The organism is Stenotrophomonas oahuensis (assembly GCF_031834595.1).
GTDB lineage: Bacteria > Pseudomonadota > Gammaproteobacteria > Xanthomonadales > Xanthomonadaceae > Stenotrophomonas > Stenotrophomonas oahuensis.
This window is the reverse complement of record NZ_CP115541.1, coordinates 4,604,245-4,623,839: the sequence shown is the minus strand read 5'-3', so window position 1 is coordinate 4,623,839 and position 19,595 is coordinate 4,604,245. Positions and strand designations below refer to the sequence as shown.

Here is a 19,595-nt window from a genome sequence, read left to right as displayed (position 1 = left end):
ACCATGTATCGAGGGGCCATCGGTTGGGGGGTACGGGACCGTTGAAAACATGGATGTTTTCGACGAGCCCCCATGGATGGGTTAACGGCGTGTCCCGTACCCCCCATCCGATGGCCCAAAACACGTAGATCGCGAGCCGAGGGCTTTTCGCACGAATCCAACAGCAGCCGGGCAAGCCCGGCTCTACGTCGTACGTGCAACCGCAGCGAGGGGCAAGCCCGGCGACACGTAGATACCGCTATCAAATGGGCACAAAAAAGCCCGGAGGACTTTCGTCTTCCAGGCTTCAATGTGACCACTTGTATGGTCGGGGAGACAGGATTCGAACCTGCGACCTCTACGTCCCGAACGTAGCGCTCTACCAGACTGAGCTACACCCCGTAAGGAGCCGCCTATTGTATCGGCTGGTCCCTCGGGCGGCAAGGGGGCCGTGTTGCATTCCTTCTGACAAAAAAGCCTGAAGCGGTGGGCTCCAGGCTTCATTGTGACCACCGAAGTGGTCGGGGAGACAGGATTCGAACCTGCGACCTCTACGTCCCGAACGTAGCGCTCTACCAGACTGAGCTACACCCCGAAGGAGCCGACAAGGATACGGTGTGAAGGCCTTGCCGGCAAGTTTTATTTCACATCAATCGGCGGTGCCCTGCTCGCGGGCTTCGTACCACATGCCGTTGAGGATGGCCGCGGCCGAGGCCAGGCCGGTGCCGAGAATCCAGGCGAAATACCACATGATCGTTCTCCAGGTAGGTGCCGACCGTTGGTCGGCACGCCGTTAATATGCGTTCGGGTTGTCGGCCATGTCTTCGGCCGTGGTCTTGCCCTTCATCACGCGGTACACCCAGCTGGTATAGGCCAGGATGATCGGCAGGAAGATGATCGTCGCCACCAACATGATGAACAGCGTCAGCTGGCTGGACGAGCTGTCCCACACCGTCAGGCTGCCGCTCGGCTGGCTGCTGGAGGGCAGCAGGAACGGGAAGATCGCAAAGCCCACGGTCAGGATGATGCCGGCAATCGACGTGCCCGAGGCCAGGAAGGCCGCCATGCCACGACGCTTGCGCAGCAGCACCGCACTGGCCAGCGCACCGCCCAGGCCCAGCACCGGGAAGATCCAGGTCCACGGCATGCTGCTGTAGTTGCGCATCCAGCCACCTGCCGCCGCACCGATCTCCGCCGTCTTCAGCAGCGGGTTGGTCGGGCCATCCGTCACCACCTGCGAGGTGATATGGTAACCCGGCAGACCGAAGGCCACCCACACGCCGGCTGCGGCGAACAGCACGAAGCTGAGGATCGCGGCAATGCTGCCGTAACGGGCCGAGCGCTCTGCCACCGGGCCGTCGGTCTTCAGCACCAGCATGGCGGCACCGTGCGACACCATCATCGACACGCCGACCAGACCGGCAATCAGTGCGAACGGGGTCAGCAGACCGAAGAACGTGCCGGTGTAGAAGATGCGCATGCTGTCATCGAAGTGGTACGGCACGCCCAACAGCACGTTGCCCACCGCCACGCTGGAGATCAGGGCAGGCAGCAGACCGCCCACGAACAGCACCCAGTCCCAGTTGTTGCGCCAGCGCTGGCTGGGCATCTTGCTGCGGTACTTGAAGCCCACCGGGCGCAGGATCAAGCCGAACAGCATGGCGAAGATCGCCAGATAGAAGCCCGAGAAGCTCACCGCATACAGCGGTGGCCATGCGGCGAAGATCGCACCGCCACCCAGCACCAGCCACACCTGGTTGCCTTCCCACACCGGGCCGACGGTGTTGATCACCAGCCTGCGTTCTTCATCGGTTTTCGCCACGAACGGAAGCAGGGTGCCGACGCCCAGGTCGAAGCCATCCATCACCGCCCAGCCGACCAGCAGGATGCCCAGCAGCAGCCACCAGATCACGCGCAGCGTGGTGTAATCAAGTCCAAGAATTTCCATGGTGTGTCTCCTGCCTTATGCCTGACCGGGAGCCGGTGCGGCGGCAATGGGGGTAACCGGCTTGCGGTCGGGCTGCAGCGAAGGAAGGATGTCGGCCGGACCGGTACGGATCGCCTTCAGCATCAGCTTCACTTCAATCACCAGCAGAATCGTGTAGGTGATGGTGAACACCGCCAGCGTGGTCAGAATTTCGTGCAGGGCCAGGCCCGATGCGGCGTAGAAGGTCGGCAGCACGCCGTCCACTGCCCACGGCTGACGACCGTATTCGGCCACGAACCAACCGCACTCGATCGCAATCCACGGAGCCGGAATGCTCCACACCGCCAGCTTCAGGAACCAGCGCTTCTCGTGGAAGGTGTTACGGCACGAGTAGTAGAAGGCCAGGGCGAAGAAGGCGATCAGGTAGAAGCCCAGCGCCGCCATGATGCGGAAGGTCCAGAACAGCGGAGCCACGCGCGGCACGGTATCCATGGCCGCCTTGGAAATTTCTTCCGGGGTGGCGTTGAGGATGTCGTCGCGGTAGCGCTTCAGCAGCAGGCCATGGCCCAGGTCCTGCCAGTGGCGGTCGAACATTTCACGCGCTTCAACGTCGTTCTTGTCCTTGCGGATACGCTCCAGCGCGCCGTAGGCCAGCTGACCACCCTTGATGCGGTGCTCGGCGCGTTCCACCAGTTCCAGGATGCCCGGAATCGGCTGGTTCAACGAACGCGTGGCAATCAGGCCCATCACATACGGAATCTTGATCGCGAAGTCGTTGCTCTGCGTGGCCTGGTTCGGAATGCCGAAGGCGGTAAAGTCAGCCGGGGCACGCTCGGTTTCCCACATCGCTTCAATCGCGGCCAGCTTCATCTTCTGGTGTTCGCTGGCGGCATAACCGCTTTCGTCACCCAGCACCACCACCGACAGCGAGCTCAGCAGGCCGAAGGCCGCGGCCACCGCGAACGAGCGGCGTGCCATGTCCTTGTGCTTGTTGCGCAGCAGGTAGAAGGCGCTGATGCCCATCACGAAGATCGCGCCGGTCACGTAGCCGGCACTCACCGTGTGCACGAACTTGGCCTGCGCCACCGGGTTGAACAGCACCGCGGCGAAGTCCACCACTTCCATGCGCATGGTTTCCGGGTTGAACACCGCACCCGTGGGGTTCTGCATCCAGCCGTTGGCGATCAGAATCCACACCGCCGACAGGTTGGTGCCCAGCGCCATGAACCAGGTCACCGCCAGGTGCTTGACCGGGCTCAGCCGCTTCCAGCCGAAGAAGAACAGGCCGATCAGCGTGGCTTCCAGGAAGAACGCCATCAGGCCTTCAATGGCCAGCGGCGCGCCGAAGATGTCACCCACGTAGTGGCTGTAGTACGACCAGTTCATGCCGAACTGGAATTCCATCACCAGGCCGGTAGCGACACCGATGGCGAAGTTGATGCCGAACAGCGTGCCCCAGAACAGGGTCATCTGACGCCAGACCTGTTTGCGGGTCATGACGTACACGCTTTCCATGATGGCCACCATGAAGGACAGGCCAAGCGTGAGGGGAACAAAAAGGAAGTGGTACATCGCGGTCAAAGCAAATTGCAGCCGCGACAGCTCTACGACTGTCGAATCAATCATGGCCTGGCTACCTCGTTGGGGGGTTTTGCCGTTTTGGGGTGGCGGGAAGGGGGTCTACGGGATGAATTCTGTGACCGGCAACTTCTACGAGCCTTGATTCAGATCAATGAAGCGGCATTCAGGGAGCGCGAAGGTATACCTCCCCCTGCGACCGCGTGCCGCACCGGGAGCTTGCGCCAGACCCTATTACAATGTCTGGCATTGCCCCGATGGCCGCCAGTGATCCACTTTGAGCATACCCCCCGAAGCGCCCCCCATCGAGACGTCCACCCTGCGCCGCCAGCGTCTGGCATGGCTGAATGGGCTTGCCGTCACAGTTCGGGGCCGGCAACGGCTGGCCGCTCTGTGCATCTGTACGTCCGGGGCGCTGCTGATCGGCCAGGCTGCCGCCATTGCCTGGCTGATCCAGGCCGTGCTGGTGGAACACCGCCCGCTGGCCGACGCCACCCCGGTGCTGCTGGGGCTGCTGGCCGTGCTGGCCGTGCGCGCGCTGCTGGCCAGTGCCACCCAGGCCGCCGCCGGTGACGTGGCCGATGCGGCACGGCTGACCCTGCGCGAGCGGGTCTACACCCGGCTGATGGGGCTGGGCCCGCTGTGGCTGCGGCAGCAGCGTACCGGCGAACTGGGCGAACTGATGCTGGCCCATGCCGACGCCGTGGAAAACTACTACTCCGGTTACCAGCCGGTGCGCATCGAAGTGGTGGTGGTGCCGCTGCTGATCGCCGCTGCTGTGGCCTACGTGGACTGGGTGGTGGCACTCATTCTTATATGTACTGCGCCGCTGGTGCCGTTCTTCATGATGCTGGTGGGCTGGGGCGCGGAAGCCGCTGGTCGCGCTCAGCTGGGGGAACTGGCCAGGATGAGCGGACATTTTGCTGACCGCATCAAGGGCCTGGGCCTGCTGCGGCTGTATGGCCGGGGCGAGGCCGAGCTGGAGGGCGTGGCCGCCGCCGCCGAAGGCGTGCGCGAGCGCACCATGAAGGTGCTGCGTATCGCGTTCCTGTCCTCCACCGTGCTGGAGTTCTTTGCCTCGGTGAGTGTGGCAATGGTGGCGCTGTACCTGGGCCTGAGCTATCTCGGCCTGATGTCGTTGCATGCCACGGTGCCGACACTGGGCGCGGGCATGTTCTGCCTGCTGCTGGCTCCGGAGTTTTATGCGCCGCTGCGCCGGCTGGCCGCGCATTATCACGACCGCGCCAATGCGCTGGCGGCGGCTGCGGAAGTGGAAAGGCTGCTGGGCGAGTTGCCCGATACTGCGGCCAAGGCTGAGGTTCCTGCAACCCCGCGCGCGCCGGAACTGGTGGTGCAGCATGCGCCGCCGGTGGTGGTGCGTGATGTTGTACTGCGTCCGCTGGGCGCACCGCACAACGTGATTGAAGGGCTGTCGTTCCAGATCGAGGCCGGCCAACGTCTGGCCCTGGTCGGTCCCAGTGGCAGTGGCAAGAGCACTCTGCTGGAAGCGCTGGCCGGTTGGCTGCCACCGGAGGGCGGCAGCATCGTGCTGCGCCCCGGGCTGGAAGTTGGTTATGCCGGGCAGCGGCCATACCTGTTCCACGGCAGCATTGCCGACAACCTCAGGCTGGCCGACCCCGGTGCCACCGATGCGCGCCTGCAAGCGGTGGCCGAAGCGGCGCAAGTGATGCGTTTCGCACACGCGCTGCCAGAAGGGCTGGATACGGTGATTGGTGAGCGTGGCTTCGGGCTTTCCGGTGGCGAGGCGCGGCGCATCGGCTTGGCCCGCTTGCTGCTGCGCGATCCGCAGTTGCTGTTGCTGGATGAGCCAACAGCGTTCCTTGATCCGGACACCGAAACGGCCCTGCTGCAGACGCTGGCCGCGTTCGCCCGCGACCGCAGCGTGGTGATCGCCACGCACAGCGAGGTGGCGATGCGCTGGGCGGATACGCGCCTGGAGCTGACCACGCTGGCCGCACCGAAGCGGGAGGTGCAGGCATGAGCGCTTCGCGTGACGATGGGCTGAAACAGGTGTTCACCCTCCATCGCGGTCGTCTGCTGCTGACCGTGCTGTTGCTGTGGACCACCATGCTGGCCGGCACCGCCTTGCTGGGGTTGTCCGGTGGCTTCCTCACTGCTGCAGCATTGGCCGGCGCGGCCGGGCTGGGCAGTGGTTTCAACTTCTTCTCGCCCTCGGCCGGCATTCGCGGCCTGACCATGGCGCGTATCGCCTCGCGCTACTTCGAGAAGCTGGTCGGCCACGATGTCACCCTGCGCATCGCGCGTGACCTGCGGGTGTGGTTCTTCCGCCGCGCGCTGCCGCTGGCACCGGCAAAGCTGGCCGGTGTGCGCACGGGTGAACTGCTGGCGCGGTTGCTGAGTGACATCAACGAAGTGGATGGCCTGCTGGTGCGTGCCATCGGTCCGTTGATCGCGCTGGGCGGTGTGTCGCTGGCGGCAGTGGGCTCGGCGCTGCTGATCTACCCACCGGCGGCGTTGCTGCTGGCGGTGCTGGCGTTGGTGATAGGGCTGGGCGTGCCGTGGTTCACCGTGCGGGGTGCTGGTGCACATGAGCGCGACCGCGCACTGCATCGTGCGCAGCTGCGCACGCAGGCATTCGAAGGGCTGGAAGGTGCGGCCGATCTGACGGCGTTGCACGCGCGCGATCATTGGCAGCAGCGGGTCAACGTGGCTGCGAAGCAGCTGCGCTCACGCGACCGCCGTCGGCGTTGGCGGCTGGTGGCCGGCAATGCCCTGCATGGGCTGTGCGCGTCGGTGGGCCTGGTGGCGATGATCTGGCTGGCGCTGCGCGCGTTTGAACGCGGTGCAGTGGATGCCGCCTATGCGGCAGCACTGGTGTTTCTCACTGTGGCGCTTATTGAATTGTGGGCCGGCATTGGGCTGGCGTGGCAGTCGTGGTTGAGTGGGCGCGTGGCCGCCGGGCGGCTGGAGAGCATTGTCGACCAGGACAGCGGGGTGGAAGATGCGGCCGCACCAGTAACCCTGCCTGCTGGTACAGCGGTGCTGGAATTGCGCGATGTCAGCTTCCGCTGGCCGGGCCAGGGCAGGGCACTGCTGCAGAATGTGAATCTTCGTGTCGCACCGGGCGAGCGAATTGCGCTGCGCGGAGATAGTGGCAGCGGCAAGACCACGCTGTCGGCATTGATGTTGCGCCTGTGGGATCCGGAAGCGGGCAGCGTGCGCTATGGCGATGTAGACATTCGCATGGTGGCGCAGGCGGAGTGGCATATGAAGATTGCCTGGCTGCCGCAGAACGCGCCGGTGTTTGCCGGCACCGTGGCGGACAATCTGCGGCTGGGCGATGTGGCCGCCAGCGATGAACGGCTATGGCAGGTGCTGGCCGATGTGCGCCTGCAGGCGTGGGCCGAAGGCATTGGCGGTTTGAATGCGTGGGTGGGTGAGAACGGCGCAACCATGTCCGCCGGGCAGGCCCGGCGGCTGGCCTTGGCGCGCGCGCTGTTGCGTGATGCACCGGTGCTGTTGCTGGATGAGCCTACGGAAGGGCTGGATGTGGATACTGCGCAGGCGTTGTTGCAGGACATGGTTGCTGCGCTTGGGGAGCGCAGCTTGGTGATGATTACGCATGATGAACTACCGGAAGGCATCGTGGATTGCAGCTATCGCGTCACAAACGGTGGATGCTTTGACCGCGTATTCGAGAATCTAGAGGCTACTCAATAGGAGCAGGAGGGCGGGGGGGCTAGCGATGACCGTTGCTCATCTCTCAATCAATTTCCATCGACAAAGGGTGGTTTTGGCATCAGTAGCTGTGCCTATGCAATATTCTCCCGCATCAAATCCGGTTGCACGAATTTCCACTCATTGACGCGTGATTCTCGCTCGCGCAATTGAGCCACCAAGACAGATCCACCTGCGACTTGGTGTCCGTGCTTCGAGTTTAGGTATCGTGCCTGCAGCACAGATGCCCCGAGCACGTCTGATGGATCGAAGCTCTGCGCCTTTCCTCGAAGTGGTTCCTTGGGTGAAGAAAGGGACTCTATCAGCGGATGAACCAAGGTTGGTGTGGTTGACGCGTGTTTGGCGTACGCCGTGGCTACCATGCGTCGCTCGGTTTGGGACCATCCTCCGAACACTATTTTAGTCTTCACCTGGTTTCGCTGCTGGCCGGTCTTCTCTGCGGCCTTTGCATGTTTCGGCCAAAGGTTGTCCATCATCGGGCCTATTTCACTCGCGAGCCGCGAAATAGAGAAATCAGCCCGGAGACTTGCCTGCAGGCAGAGATCGTAGACATCAAGAAAAAAACACATCGATCCCCGTGTTGCAAGTACCGCATTGTGGTGGGGGATCAGTAGTAAGTTCGCTCCGGTCGAGCGCATTCCAGTCGCGGAGTCTTCTGTGAGGGTGTCTACTGCAACCAGTAGCCGGTCAGGTGATAGCAATACGTTGAGAATGCTCATCCAGTGAGTGATTCCGGCAGATTGGCCGCAAAATGGGTTGGCGAAAAGTCGCTATGCGAGTCCTGGGCAACTGACAACGTACTGGTGAGTTGAGGGGGTACTTCCTTGCGCCAGCGAAATTTATTGATGTTGACTATCAGGTGGCAGCGATCGCGGATTAGGGGTTGATCGATCCCATTAACTATAAGGCCGGCGGGCAAGCGATCTTCAGGGAGTGAAAGTCGATTGCCCGCGCGGCTGTCCCACAATCCCACAACGTGTTGCCCACTGGGAGTCTCCCCCGTGCATTTGGAAGATTCCATGGGTGGGCGTGAAGGATGTGAGAATTTTCCTGGCGGAATTGGTGCCTGGAGGCAGAGGGAGCTAGGGAGCTCGATTTTTCCGATTTATTAATGTTCGACTGGGGCGATTGGTGGAATCGCCATCATAGGATCCGGCGGTCGCGCATGAAGTGCGTAATGCGACATCTGTTGTCTCGTGAACTCCGGGGCAGTACCGACTAATTCGGTCGTCGTTGACGCGATGCGATGACCTTCGGAGTGCGCACTGCGTCAAGGTTCTGGTCTATTAAGGGGCTGTTCGCGACAATCTGTTGGGCGTGGTTGATGGGCTGATAACTTGGCTGGCGGAATATCAACTTCAACTACGATGCGCAGATGCTGCATCCTGTGGCTGCGGAGCCTGAGAATTCCGTCAAGAGTGAAATGTTGGTCGCTTTATGTCGGGAGGGTGGCGGAATAGAACACCTTCGCGGAAATACGCCTGCCCGGAAACTCTTGACGGTTCTCAGCCTCCCGACTCCCTCGCCATTTCGGCGAGGGAGAACACCACAGGAGAATCTGCATGCATGATGACAACGACGCAGGCACGCCCGATAGTCCGGCCACACCAGCCCCACGCTGCCGCTGCCGGCAGATGCCGTTCGAGGTGCGTGTCGTGGAGCGACAGAGCCGGGAGGCACCCACCTGTCCCGTGTGCCCACCGCCCCCGGAAGTGTCGCTGTTCGGATGGTGGTTGCACGGTTTGAACGTGCATCACAGCGCACGAATGACCTTGCGGCATACCGACGAGGGGCTGGTGTTGAGCCTGCCCGGGATGCGCAAGCCACGGCGGCGGCGCTCTAGAAGCGGCGCGCGCTGATGTTAGAGGGCGAATTACGGAAGACCGGTGGCAAGGAATGCGTGAGGTCGGGTAGGGTCGGTCGACAGACGACCGCCGATAACGGTGATCGGCAAGGTAACGCATGACCATCAACGCAGAGGCACGCAATGTCGGCCGATCATGCGTTGATCCGTTTCGGGGTCATGCGTTACAGAACGTTGTGCCGATACGTGCGGTCGTCTTTCGACCGACCCTACCCGTTCCCAAGTAATTCAATCATGGCAGCCATCCGAGCCATCCGAGCCATCCCAGCCGAGCCCGACTTCACAACGCGTCGAGGAACCCCCTCACCGCCGGCCCGAACCGCTCGAAATCCACCAGAAACGCATCATGCCCCTGTGGTGATTCCAGCCCGATGAACTCCGCTTCCGCCCCACCGGCACGCAGCCCATCGGCAATCTGCTGTTGCTGCTGCACCGGGAACAGAATGTCGGTATTGGCGCCAATCGCCAGTGCCTTGGCCACCTTGATCTGCGCCAGCCCGGCCATCACGTCGCCATCCCCGTACTCAGCCAGATCGAACCAGTCCATCGAACGGCTCAGGTACAGATAGCAGTTCGGATCGAAGAAGCGCACGAAGCGGCGCGCGTGGCCTTCCAGGTAGCTTTCCACCTGGAACTCCAAACCGAACGGATCATCATCGGTCTGGTCCGAATCCAGCCGCACACGACCAAAGCGCCCGTCCCATTCCAGCGCCGAACGGTAGGTGATGACCCCCAGCTTGCGGGCCATGCGCATGCCCGATTCCGGGTAGTCGGTTTCGGTGTAGCGCCCGCCATTCCACTGCGGGTCCAGCCGGATCGCCTCGCGCTGCAGCGAACGAATAGCAATGGAGAACGGCAGCGCCTGTGCACTGCCGGAAATGTTGATATGGCTGCGCGCAATGCCTGGGTGCAAGCGCAGCAGCGCCAGCGCGGTCATGCCGCCCATGGAGTTGCCGATCACGCAGGCCAGTTCGGTGACGCCCAGGGCGCGGACCACTTCAACAGCTGCACGGGCACCGTCTTCGATGGACAGTTCCGGGAAGCTCAGGCGATACGGTTCGCTGGTGGCCGGATTGAGCGAGGCCGGCCCCGTGGAGCCTTTGCAGCTGCCCAGGGAGTTCACGCAGATCACGAACCAACGGTCGGTGTCGATGGGCTTGTTCGGGCCGACCATGGCTTCCCACCAGCCCGGAGCGGGGTTGTCAGCATTGGCGGCGGCGTGGGCGTCCGGGGACAGACCGGTGACGATCAGGACGGCGTTGTCTGCGCGTTCGTTGAGGGTGCCCCAGGTTTCGTAGGCCACATGCGCACCGTGCAGTTCGCCACCGCGCTTGAACGCGAAGGGCGAGGGCAGGGGGTGGTAGCGGGTGCCGGGCGGGATGAATTCGGTCATGGGGGCATTCTAGCCGCGCGGCGCGAAGGCAGGGCGTGGCTCTACGGCAAGGAGAGTTCCACGGTGCCGGTGTGCGGCAGCTTCACCCGCACCGGCGCGGAGTCCACATCGCCTTCCTGCCGGTTCGCCTGCCCACTGGCCGATACCCGTGCAAACACCTCCACCTCGTCCAATGCGGACAGCTTCACCGTCGGCATCGGGCTATCGCCATCATCCAGTGTCACCGTGATCGGCAGATCGGACAGCGCGTGCTTCTCCACCGCCACCGGCATCGGCGGGCCGCCGGGCTGGCGGGCGATGATGAACACGGTGGCGTTGGCGGGCAGGGCGTCTGCCTTCGTTCCGGCGGCCAGTGCCACTGAAACCTGAAGCGCGTGACCGCCCGATGCGGCAGCCGGCGCATCGCCACCGGCCCCACGCGCAATCGCAATCTGCTCACGCAATGCCGCCGCCGCGCCAGGTTCCAGCTTCGGCAGCAACGCCTCCCACACCTGCGCCGCTTCGGCGTTCTGCCCACGCTGGCGCAGTGCTACGCCGATCAGCCATGCCGCACGTTCGCTGTTGGGATCCACCTGCTGCGCATGGCGAAGCCATTGCAGCGCGGTGTCGTCGAACTGCCGGGTGGCATGTGCCTGCGCGCGCGCCTGCGCGGCTTCCACCAGCACCGGTGCTTCATCCGGAGCCAGTGCTACCGCGCGTTCGAACGCGGCGTTGGCTTCTTCGGTTCGCCCCAACGCCAACTGCGAACGCCCCAGCAGCGCCCAGCCGTCGGCGCGCTGCGGCTCGCGTTCCAGCGCCTGCTGTAGGTCGCGAATGCCTTGTTGCAGGTCGTTGGAGGCTGCGGTTTCCGTACGCGGCGTGGCCGCCTCAGGCGTGCCCACCAGCACATACAGCGCACAGCCGGCGACACCCAGTGCCACGGTCAGGGCAATGAAACCCTTGCGCCCACTGCCACGCAGCGGCCACAGCACCATCAGCGCCATCACGGCTGCAGCCAACGCAGCAAAAGCAGGCAGCCACAGGTTCACCAGCGTTCCTCGCTTTCATCCATCGGTTGTACCGTGCGGCTGCGTCGCCGCACCACCCAGAACACGGTGCCGGCCCCGATCAGCAGCACGCCCAGCGGGCCGAACCAGAGCAGGCTGTTGCGGGCATCCATGGCCGGGCGATACAGCACGAACTCGCCGTAGCGCTCGACCAGGAACTGCTTGATCTGCGCATCGCTGTTGCCCTGCTGCATCAGGGTGAGCACTTCACGGCGCAAGTCATGCGCGATCTGGGCGTTGGAATCGGCCAGGGATTGGTTCTGGCACTGCACGCAGCGCAGTTCGGCGGCCAATGCATGGAAGCGCGCTTCTTCAGCCGCATCGCGGTACTGCAACGGAGTGGGGTCGCTGACCGCCTGCGCGGATGCCAGCAGTGGCATCAGCAGCGCGAGGAGCATCGCCAGCAAGATCGCGCCGCACGACCAACGGTCGTGCGCTACCACGGTCCGGCAAGATTCCGGTAGCGCACGACCGTTGGTCGTGCGGCAGGCAATCCCAAGCCACCAAACCGGTAGCGCACGACCGTTGGTCGTGCGGCAGGCAATCCCAAGCCACCATGCCGGTAGCGCACGACCGTTGGTCGTGCGGCAGGCACCCGCGCGGGCTTCACTCGGCCGGCGGCGGCGTAGCAACAGGTTGCGCATGGGCACGGTCCAGTTTGTCCAGTTCCGGCAGCAGCTGGGTATCAATCACGCGCTGGGTGAGCGCGCCGCTGTACTTCCACCGCACCACGCCACTGGCATCCACCAGGAAGGTTTCCGGTGCAGCGGTCACGCCCCAGTCAATCGCGGTGCGGCCTTCCATATCGGCCAGCACCAGCACGAACGGGTTGCCCAGCGTCTCCAGCCAGCGCAGCGCGTCGGCCGGCTCATCCTTCCAGTTGTAGCCGATCACGCGCACGCGCTTGGTTTCGGCAAACGCGGTCAGCACCGGGTGCTCTTCGCGGCAGGCCGCGCACCAGCTGCCCCACACGTTCAGCACGTAGGGCGCGCCACGCAGTTCTTCACTGCGCACGGTGGTCTGCGGGTCGTGCAGGATCGGCAGCGCAAACGCCGGCGCGGGCTTGTTGATCAGCGCCGACGGCAGGATGTCGCGGTCCGGCGCGCCGGATTTCATCACCCCGTAGATCATCAGCCCGAGCAGCCCGAAGAAGAACAGCACGCCGATGACGATGGCAACGGGTGGAATGGGGCGGGGCTCAGACATTCGGTAATTCCTTGATACGGCGGAAGCGGCGGTCAGCGGCGGTGACAAACCCGCCCAGCGCCATCAGCAGCGCACCCAGCCAGATCCAGCGGACAAACGGCTTGATATGCACGCGCAGCGCCCAGGCATTGTTGCCCAGCGGCTCGCCCAATGCCACGTAGACGTCGCCATTTACCCGTGCATGGATGCCGGCTTCGGTCATTACCTGGCCACCGCTGGCATAGGCGCGTTTTTCCGGGTGCAGCAGGGCGATTTCACGGTCACTGGCGAATACGCGCACATGCCCGCGATCAGCCACGTAGTTGGGCCCCTGCTGGTGGTCCACACCTTCGAACTGGAACGCGTAGCGGCCGATCTCGATCTGCTGGCCCGGGGCCAGTGCGATCTCGCGCTGCACATTCAGCGCTTCCACCAGCAACGCGCCGACCAGGAACACCGCCACGCCGAAATGGGCCAGCAGCATGCCGATCATTTCCGCGTTGAAACGGCCATTGCCCCGCAGGCGCTGCCAGACGAAGCGGGCGGTACCGAAGGTGACCCACGCGGCGGCGGCAACACCGGCAGCGGTTTTCAGCTTGCCCTGTGGAGCCATGAACCACGCCACCACGCCGAGCACCAATGCGAACACCGCCCACGGAGCCAGCAGGGCGAGCCGCTTTGATGCCTGGTCGCGCTGCCAGTTCACCAGCGGGCCGAACGGCAGCAGCAGCACCAGCGGAGCCATCAGCAGCAGGAACAGGGTGCCGAAGTAGGGCGGCCCCACGCTCACCTTGCCCAGCCCCAGTGCATCGGCCAGCAGCGGATACAGCGTGCCCAGCAGCACCATGGCGCAGGCGGTTGCCAGCAGCAGGTTGTTGGCAAGCAGCAGGGTCTCGCGCGAGGTTGGCATGAAGCCCTTGCGCGGGTCGTCGGCATTCAGGCCGCCAGCGCGCAGTGCGTACAGCAGCAGTGCCGCGCCGACCACCAGCGCCAGGAACACCAGGATGAAGGCACCGCGGGCGGGATCGGCGGCGAACGAATGCACGCTGGTCAGCACGCCCGAACGCACCAGGAACGCACCCAGCAAGGAAAGCGCGAACGCGGCAATCGCCAGCAGCAGGGTCCAGCTGGCAAAGCTGCCGCGCTTTTCCGTAACCGCCTGCGAATGGATCAGCGCCGCGCCGGCCAGCCATGGCATGAAGCTGGCATTTTCCACCGGGTCCCAGAACCACCAGCCGCCCCAGCCCAGCTCGTAATACGCCCACCAGCTGCCCAGCGCGATGCCCAGGGTGAGAAAGCCCCAGGCAATGTTGGTCCATGGCCGGGTCCAGCGCAGCCAGCGTGCATCCACGCGGCCGTCCAGCAGCGCGGCAATGGCGAACGCGAACGGCACTGCAAAGCCTACGTAGCCGATGTACAGCATCGGCGGGTGGATGATCAGCCCGGGGTCCTGCAGCAGCGGGTTGAGGTCGCGGCCCTCCAGCGGCGCGGGCAGCAGGCGGGTGAACGGATTGGAGGTGAAGAACAGGAAGGCGATGAAGCCCACGCTGATGATGCCCATCACCCCCAGCACGCGTGCGCGCACAGTGTCGGGCAATTGCTTCGAGCCCAGCGCCACCGCCCCGCCCCACAGTGCCAGCACCAGCACCCACAGCAGCAATGAGCCTTCGTGCGCGCCCCACACGGCGGAATAGCGGTAGGCCAGCGGCAGCAGCGTGTTGGAATTCTCGGCCACGTAGCGCACCGAGAAATCCTGCTGCACGAAGGCGGCGGTCAGCACGGCGAACGCGCCGGCGATCAGCACCAGCTGTGCGTACGCGGCGGGGCGGGCGATGGCCATCCATTCGGCACGCTGGCGTTGTGCGCCCAGCAGCGGCAACACCGCCTGCAGCAACGCGGCCAGCAGCGCACACCCCAGCAAAATCTGCCCCAGCTCAGGCAGCACTCAGCGTGCCTCCACGGCCGGCACCGGCACGTCGTGCTTGGTGTGTGCTGCGCCCATCTTGTCGGCGACTTCCTTGGGCACGTAGTTTTCGTCGTGCTTGGCCAGCACTTCATCGGCGATGAAGCGGCCATTTTCCAGGCGGCCGCTGGCGACCACGGCGGTGCCTTCGGCAAACATGTCCGGCAGAATGCGCGAGGTGCTCACCGGCAGGGTGGCGTCGCCATCGGTGACCACGAAGTGCGCTTCCAGCGCGCCTTCCGCGCGTTGGAACGAGCCTTTCACCACCATGCCGCCGAGGCGGAAGCGTTCCTGGTTGCCGGCGTCGCCGCGCAGCACTTCCGCCGGCGTGTACAGATAGGCGATGTTCCGCTGCAGCGCGAACGCCACCAGCGTGGTGGCCAGGCCGCCCGCCAACAGCACAATCAGCACCCACATCAGGCGGCGACGCTGTACCGGGGTCATCGGCTCAGCTCCGTGCTGAGCGGGGCGGCGGCAGGCGATTTATCGCGCGCGCGCAAGCGTTCCTGGCGGCGCAGGGCCTGGCGCTTGGCGCTGCGCAGGCGCAGCCAGGACCCCAGCGCATCGGCGGCCAGCACCAGAATGAAAATGGAGAATGCAGCGATCAGGAAGGGGACGTGGGTCACGGCGTGGACTCCCCGGCGGGTACGCCGCCGAAACGCTCAGCCACCCAGGCCTTACCGGCCTCACGTGAAAGATTGTCGGCGCGGGCCTTGGCCAGCAGCGAACCGGCAAACCACAGCTTGGTCGCCACCACCATCCACCACAGCGGCCCGATCAGCTGGTCGCGCACCGCGTTGTCGCCGAACACGTTGATCGACTGTCGCTGGTGCAGGCCGCCCCACCAGTCCACCGAATAGCGGATCACCGGCAGCAGGCTCACGCCCACAATCGCCAGCAGGCCGGCTGCACGCGCGGCGCTGCGGCGGTCTTCAATGGCGTGGTACAGGCCAATCACGCCCAGGTACAGGAACAGCAGCACCAGTTCGCTGGTCATGCGCGGGTCCCAGTCCCACCAGGTGCCCCAGGTGCCTTTGCCCCAGATGCTGCCGGTCAGCAGGGTGATCAGGGTGAAGCCCGCGCCCATCGGCGCGCAGGCCATGGCCAGGATCTCGCAGATCTTGATCCGCCAGATCAGCGCGATGGCGGCATAGAACGCCATCAGCGCGAACACGAACAGGCTCATCCAGGCGCTGGGCACGTGGATGTAGATGATGCGGAAGGCGTCCAGCTGCTTGGCTTCGGCCGGCACCACGAACAACCCCTGGTACAGCCCGATAAGCAGCACCGGCACCGCTGCCACATAGAACAGGCGAGACCAGCGCGCAGCGAAGCGGTCGAAGGTGGGCGGCGAACCGAATTGGTGGAACCAGCGGGTCAAAGAGTTCATGCAGCGGAAGCTATCTCAACGATGGGCGGTACAACGGCTGATCGTAGGGACGCGCCATGCGCGTCTGCGGTGAACGGGTAACACATGCCACTTCAACTCAACGATATCCGTATCGCAGCGGCCGTTGCCAACGGGGCCAGCACCAGCGCCACCACCAGCCCGGCCCCCAGCAGCAGCAACGCCCCCACCGGATCCTGACCACGTGCGGCAGCAGAAACCGCCCCCGCACCAAACACCAGCACCGGCACATACAGCGGCAGCGCCAGCAACGCCACGAGAATACCAGAGCGGCGAATGCTGACCGTCAGCGCGGCCACCACGCCGCCAATCAGGCTCAGCAGCGGGGTGCCCAGCAGCAACGATGCCAGCAACAGCGGCAATTGGTCATGTGGCAGATGCAGCATTTCCGCCAGCAGCGGGCTGACCACGATCAAGGGCAGGGCGGTGGTGGCCCAGTGCACCAGCACCCGCACCAGCACCAGCCAGGCCAGTGGCACCGGGGCCAGCAGCCATTGTTCCAGCGAGCCGTCCTCGGCATCGCTGCGGAACAGCGAGTCCAGCGCGAGCTGCCCGGCCAGCAGCACCGCCAGCCACAGCACCGCCGAGGCCACGCGAGCCATGGTGTCCGGGTCGCGGCCCAGGGCGAGGGCGAACAGCACCACCACCAGCAGCGCGAACAGCACTGGCTGCAGCGCATCACCACGCCGCCGCCACAGCAGGCGCAGGTCGCGGGTGATCAGCGCCCGGGCGGTCTGCCACAGGCCGGGTTCGGTACCGGGGGCGATCATGCGGTGGCCCCGTGGTTGGACAATTCAATCAGCCGCGTCCGCACCGGCGGCGCGGCATACGCTCCATGCGTGGTAACCAGCGCAGCGCCGCCCGCCCGCAGATGCGCCGAAATCATCCGGTTCACCAGATTGATCCCGTCCAGGTCGAGATTGGCGTAGGGCTCGTCCAGCAGCCACAGCGGTGCCGGCGACAGCCAGATCCGGGCCAGCGCCAACCGTCGCTTCTGGCCAGCCGAGAGCTGTCGCACCAGGGTGTCCTCGTAACCGGCCAGACCCACGATGGCCAGGGCATTGCCCGGCATCTGGCGGGCCCGGCGGCCATGCAGGCCGCACAGGAAATTCAGGTTCTCCAGCGTGTCCAGGTCGCCCTTCAGGGCGGGCAGGTGGCTCAGGTAGGACACAAACTGGGCGCGTTCACGCCGGCCCGCCGGCTTGCCGTCGATCTGGATCTGCCCGGACGCCGGTGGCAGCAGCCCGGCCAACACCCGCAGCAGGGTGGTCTTGCCGGCCCCGTTGCCGCCCTGCACCAGCAGCGCCTCGCCGGCATCCACCTGCAGGTCCAGCGGCCCGAACACCGGTTCATCGTTGCGGTTGAAGGTCAATCCGTGCGCAGCCAGCAGCGGCGGGGTGTTCGGGGTGTTGTGCATGTGGGGCAGTGTAGCGGGATCGTTTGAGATTGGATGTGCGTATATGGCCACGTGGATACCGGTATCCGATCCCTTACACTTCTAGGACTCTTGCCCCACGTTCTGGATGTACATGAACCCGCAGACCAAGCTGCCCAAGGTGGGCACCACCATCTTCACCGTGATGTCCCAGCTGGCCGCCGAGCACGGGGCCGTCAACCTAGGCCAGGGCTTCCCGGATTTCTCTGCGCCGCAGCGGCTCATCGATGAAACCGTGAAGGCCATGCGCGACGGCCTGAATCAATACCCGCCAATGACCGGTGTGGCCCCGCTGCGCCAGGCCATCGCCCAGAAGTCGCTGGACCTGTACGGCGCGCAGGTGAATCCCGACACCGAAATCACCGTCACCAGCGGGGCCACCGAGGCCATCTTCAACGCCATCCACGCCGTGGTCCGCCCCGGCGAGGAAGTCATCGTCCTGGACCCCGCGTATGACTGCTACGAACCGGCCATCGACCTCGCCGGTGCCCGTGCCGTGCACGTGCCGCTGGACCCGCAGACCTTTGCCGTGGATTGGGACCGCGTGCGTGCCGCGATCACCCCGCGCACCCGCCTGCTGATGGTCAACACCCCGCACAACCCGTCCGGGGCCATGCTCACCGAAGCGGACATGCAGGCCCTGTGCGATGTACTGCGCGGCACCAACATCTACCTGATTTCCGATGAGGTGTACGAACACATCATCTACGACGGTCGCCGCCACGAATCCGCACTCCGCTACCCCGAACTGCGCGAGCGTACCTTCGTCATCTCCAGCTTCGGCAAAACCTACCACTGCACCGGCTGGAAGATCGGCTATGCCGTCGCCCCGCCGTTGCTGAGCGCCGAATTCCGCAAGGTGCACCAGTACAACACCTTCACCAGCTTCGGCCCGGCCCAGTACGGTTTCGCCGCGATGATCCGCGACGAACCGGAACACCATCTGGAACTGGGCGCGTTCTACCAGGCCAAGCGCGACCGCTTCCGCGAACAGCTGCTGGGCACCCGCCTGAAGCCGCTGCCGGTGCCGGGCGGCTACTTCCAACTGGTGGACTACTCCGATATCAGCGACCTGCCGGACCACGAATTCGTGAAGTGGCTGACCATTGAAAAGGGTGTCGCCGCCATTCCGCTGTCGCCGTTCTACGAAACCGCCCCGGAAGGCCAGCGCCTGGTCCGCCTGTGCTTCGCCAAGAACGACGCGACCATGGACGCCGCCATTGAACGCTTGAAGGTGCTCTGATGAACGCCCCCACACGCCCCGACCTGCGCCTCACCCTAGTGCAGGGCAACACCCGCTGGCACGACCCGCAAGGCAACCGCGAGCACTACGGCGCGCTGCTGGCCCCTCTGGCCGGTCACACTGATCTGGTAATCCTGCCGGAGACCTTTACCAGCGGCTTCTCCAACGATGCCATCTTCCGCGCCGAAGGCATGGAAGGGCCGACCGTCGCGTGGATGCGCGAGCAGGCCGCCAAGCTGGGCGCAGCCGTCACCGGCAGCGTGCAGCTGCGGGTGGGCGAGGGCGTGTACAACCGCCTGCTGTGGGCCACGCCGGACGGTGAACTGCAGCATTACGACAAGCGGCATCTGTTCCGTTACGGCGACGAGCACCTGCGCTACGCCGCCGGCAACGAACGGTTGACTGTGGAGTGGAAGGGCTGGCGGATCAATCCGCTGGTCTGCTACGACCTGCGCTTCCCGGTGTTCTGCCGCAACCGCTACGACGTGGAGCGTGCCGAAGACCTGGACTTCGACCTGCAGATTTTCGTCGCCAACTGGCCGTCGGCACGGGCCTACCCGTGGCGCACCCTGCTGCGTGCACGGGCGATTGAAAACCTGTGCTATGTGGCCGCGGTGAACCGGGTGGGCGTGGACGGCAATCAGCTGCACTATGCCGGCGACAGCGCGGTGATCGATTTCCTCGGCCAGCCGCAGCTGGAGGTTCGCGAAACCGAGCAGGTGGTGACGACCACCATTTCAGCGGCCGCCCTGGCCGCACATCGGGCGCGCTTCCCGGCCATGCTGGATTCTGATGCCTTCACCCTTCATGGTGGTGACGCGGCAGGCAGCTGAACGCAGCCCACATGCAGGTGT

At 64.7% G+C, this 19,595-nt stretch carries 18 protein-coding genes and 2 tRNA genes; 4 read left to right on the top strand and 16 right to left on the bottom strand.

The genetic code is table 11. From position 1 onward, the window contains the following. Positions 1 to 304: 304 nt before the first annotated feature. The 5 genes from PDM29_RS20635 to PDM29_RS20615 form a co-directional block, all read right to left on the bottom strand. A tRNA-Pro gene (locus tag PDM29_RS20635) sits at positions 305 to 381 on the bottom strand. 116 nt (positions 382 to 497) lie between these two features. Further along, positions 498 to 574: transfer RNA gene (locus PDM29_RS20630), tRNA-Pro, on the bottom strand. 54 nt (positions 575 to 628) lie between these two features. After that, on the bottom strand, positions 629 to 730 hold the full coding sequence (cydX, locus tag PDM29_RS20625) for a cytochrome bd-I oxidase subunit CydX (protein WP_125359008.1): 102 nt from the start codon (positions 728 to 730) through the stop codon (positions 629 to 631). A 42-nt stretch (positions 731 to 772) separates the two neighbouring features. Then, positions 773 to 1,927, bottom strand: coding sequence for a cytochrome d ubiquinol oxidase subunit II (gene cydB / locus PDM29_RS20620; RefSeq protein ID WP_311191879.1), 1,155 nt, complete (start codon positions 1,925 to 1,927; stop codon positions 773 to 775). A gap of 15 nt (positions 1,928 to 1,942) precedes the next feature. Further along, the gene (locus tag PDM29_RS20615) at positions 1,943 to 3,532 is read right to left on the bottom strand and encodes a cytochrome ubiquinol oxidase subunit I (RefSeq protein ID WP_311191878.1); all 1,590 of its coding nucleotides are present in this window, start codon (positions 3,530 to 3,532) and stop codon (positions 1,943 to 1,945) included. Between the two features lie 229 nt (positions 3,533 to 3,761). Here PDM29_RS20615 and cydD point away from each other — a divergent pair, with 229 nt between their 5' ends. After that, positions 3,762 to 5,486, top strand: a complete 1,725-nt coding sequence (cydD, locus tag PDM29_RS20610) for a thiol reductant ABC exporter subunit CydD (protein ID WP_311191877.1) — start codon at positions 3,762 to 3,764, stop codon at positions 5,484 to 5,486. Continuing rightward, on the top strand, positions 5,483 to 7,186 hold the full coding sequence (gene cydC, locus PDM29_RS20605; protein WP_311191876.1) for a thiol reductant ABC exporter subunit CydC: 1,704 nt from the start codon (positions 5,483 to 5,485) through the stop codon (positions 7,184 to 7,186). Before cydD ends, cydC begins: the two co-directional genes overlap by 4 nt. Before the next feature lie 92 nt (positions 7,187 to 7,278). On the opposite strand, the gene PDM29_RS20600 is transcribed toward cydC, so the two are convergent. The 11 genes from PDM29_RS20600 to ccmA form a co-directional block, all read right to left on the bottom strand. Continuing rightward, positions 7,279 to 7,923, bottom strand: coding sequence for a hypothetical protein (locus PDM29_RS20600; RefSeq protein WP_311191875.1), 645 nt, complete (start codon positions 7,921 to 7,923; stop codon positions 7,279 to 7,281). A 1,425-nt stretch (positions 7,924 to 9,348) separates the two neighbouring features. Next, the gene (gene metX, locus PDM29_RS20595) at positions 9,349 to 10,461 is read right to left on the bottom strand and encodes a homoserine O-acetyltransferase MetX (protein ID WP_311191874.1); all 1,113 of its coding nucleotides are present in this window, start codon (positions 10,459 to 10,461) and stop codon (positions 9,349 to 9,351) included. 41 nt (positions 10,462 to 10,502) lie between these two features. Then, a complete protein-coding gene (locus PDM29_RS20590) occupies positions 10,503 to 11,492 on the bottom strand; it encodes a tetratricopeptide repeat protein (RefSeq protein WP_311193851.1) in 990 nt (329 codons plus the stop codon). Then, entirely contained in the window at positions 11,486 to 11,905 is a 420-nt protein-coding gene (locus PDM29_RS20585; RefSeq protein ID WP_425508768.1) for a cytochrome c-type biogenesis protein, read from the bottom strand. The genes PDM29_RS20590 and PDM29_RS20585 overlap by 7 nt, the downstream gene beginning before the upstream one ends. A gap of 208 nt (positions 11,906 to 12,113) precedes the next feature. Next, positions 12,114 to 12,713: a DsbE family thiol:disulfide interchange protein gene (locus tag PDM29_RS20580; protein WP_311191873.1), complete on the bottom strand. Its 600-nt coding sequence runs from the start codon at positions 12,711 to 12,713 to the stop codon at positions 12,114 to 12,116. After that, positions 12,706 to 14,637, bottom strand: coding sequence for a heme lyase CcmF/NrfE family subunit (locus PDM29_RS20575; RefSeq protein ID WP_311191872.1), 1,932 nt, complete (start codon positions 14,635 to 14,637; stop codon positions 12,706 to 12,708). The genes PDM29_RS20580 and PDM29_RS20575 overlap by 8 nt, the downstream gene beginning before the upstream one ends. Further along, the gene (ccmE, locus tag PDM29_RS20570; protein ID WP_311191871.1) at positions 14,638 to 15,099 is read right to left on the bottom strand and encodes a cytochrome c maturation protein CcmE; all 462 of its coding nucleotides are present in this window, start codon (positions 15,097 to 15,099) and stop codon (positions 14,638 to 14,640) included. Beyond that, on the bottom strand, positions 15,096 to 15,281 hold the full coding sequence (locus tag PDM29_RS20565) for a heme exporter protein CcmD (RefSeq protein ID WP_311191870.1): 186 nt from the start codon (positions 15,279 to 15,281) through the stop codon (positions 15,096 to 15,098). Before PDM29_RS20565 ends, ccmE begins: the two co-directional genes overlap by 4 nt. Continuing rightward, positions 15,278 to 16,045, bottom strand: coding sequence for a heme ABC transporter permease CcmC (ccmC, locus tag PDM29_RS20560; RefSeq protein WP_311191869.1), 768 nt, complete (start codon positions 16,043 to 16,045; stop codon positions 15,278 to 15,280). Before ccmC ends, PDM29_RS20565 begins: the two co-directional genes overlap by 4 nt. A 92-nt stretch (positions 16,046 to 16,137) precedes the next feature. Then, the gene (gene ccmB, locus PDM29_RS20555) at positions 16,138 to 16,833 is read right to left on the bottom strand and encodes a heme exporter protein CcmB (protein ID WP_311191868.1); all 696 of its coding nucleotides are present in this window, start codon (positions 16,831 to 16,833) and stop codon (positions 16,138 to 16,140) included. After that, positions 16,830 to 17,480, bottom strand: a complete 651-nt coding sequence (gene ccmA / locus PDM29_RS20550) for a heme ABC exporter ATP-binding protein CcmA (protein WP_311191867.1) — start codon at positions 17,478 to 17,480, stop codon at positions 16,830 to 16,832. The genes ccmB and ccmA overlap by 4 nt, the downstream gene beginning before the upstream one ends. A 112-nt stretch (positions 17,481 to 17,592) precedes the next feature. Between ccmA and PDM29_RS20545 the strand changes: the two genes are divergently transcribed. Continuing rightward, the gene (locus PDM29_RS20545; RefSeq protein WP_311191866.1) at positions 17,593 to 18,741 is read left to right on the top strand and encodes a pyridoxal phosphate-dependent aminotransferase; all 1,149 of its coding nucleotides are present in this window, start codon (positions 17,593 to 17,595) and stop codon (positions 18,739 to 18,741) included. Further along, the gene (locus tag PDM29_RS20540; RefSeq protein WP_311191865.1) at positions 18,741 to 19,574 is read left to right on the top strand and encodes an amidohydrolase; all 834 of its coding nucleotides are present in this window, start codon (positions 18,741 to 18,743) and stop codon (positions 19,572 to 19,574) included. Before PDM29_RS20545 ends, PDM29_RS20540 begins: the two co-directional genes overlap by 1 nt. The last annotated feature ends 21 nt before the right edge of the window (positions 19,575 to 19,595 follow it).

Bases quoted from the DNA above. Each gene is read 5' to 3' on its own strand.
- PDM29_RS20580 (WP_311191873.1), bottom strand. From the start codon at position 12,713: ATGTCTGAGCCCCGCCCCATTCCACCCGTTGCCATCGTCATCGGCGTG.
- cydX (WP_125359008.1), bottom strand. From the start codon at position 730: ATGTGGTATTTCGCCTGGATTCTCGGCACCGGCCTGGCCTCGGCCGCG.
- PDM29_RS20545 (WP_311191866.1), top strand. From the start codon at position 17,593: ATGAACCCGCAGACCAAGCTGCCCAAGGTGGGCACCACCATCTTCACC.
- ccmC (WP_311191869.1), bottom strand. From the start codon at position 16,045: ATGAACTCTTTGACCCGCTGGTTCCACCAATTCGGTTCGCCGCCCACC.
- cydC (WP_311191876.1), top strand. From the start codon at position 5,483: ATGAGCGCTTCGCGTGACGATGGGCTGAAACAGGTGTTCACCCTCCAT.
- PDM29_RS20540 (WP_311191865.1), top strand. From the start codon at position 18,741: ATGAACGCCCCCACACGCCCCGACCTGCGCCTCACCCTAGTGCAGGGC.
- ccmB (WP_311191868.1), bottom strand. From the start codon at position 16,833: ATGATCGCCCCCGGTACCGAACCCGGCCTGTGGCAGACCGCCCGGGCG.
- cydB (WP_311191879.1), bottom strand. From the start codon at position 1,927: ATGGAAATTCTTGGACTTGATTACACCACGCTGCGCGTGATCTGGTGG.
- PDM29_RS20585 (WP_425508768.1), bottom strand. From the start codon at position 11,905: ATGCTCCTCGCGCTGCTGATGCCACTGCTGGCATCCGCGCAGGCGGTC.
- metX (WP_311191874.1), bottom strand. From the start codon at position 10,461: ATGACCGAATTCATCCCGCCCGGCACCCGCTACCACCCCCTGCCCTCG.
- ccmA (WP_311191867.1), bottom strand. From the start codon at position 17,480: ATGCACAACACCCCGAACACCCCGCCGCTGCTGGCTGCGCACGGATTG.
- PDM29_RS20615 (WP_311191878.1), bottom strand. From the start codon at position 3,532: ATGATTGATTCGACAGTCGTAGAGCTGTCGCGGCTGCAATTTGCTTTG.
- ccmE (WP_311191871.1), bottom strand. From the start codon at position 15,099: ATGACCCCGGTACAGCGTCGCCGCCTGATGTGGGTGCTGATTGTGCTG.
- PDM29_RS20600 (WP_311191875.1), bottom strand. From the start codon at position 7,923: ATGAGCATTCTCAACGTATTGCTATCACCTGACCGGCTACTGGTTGCA.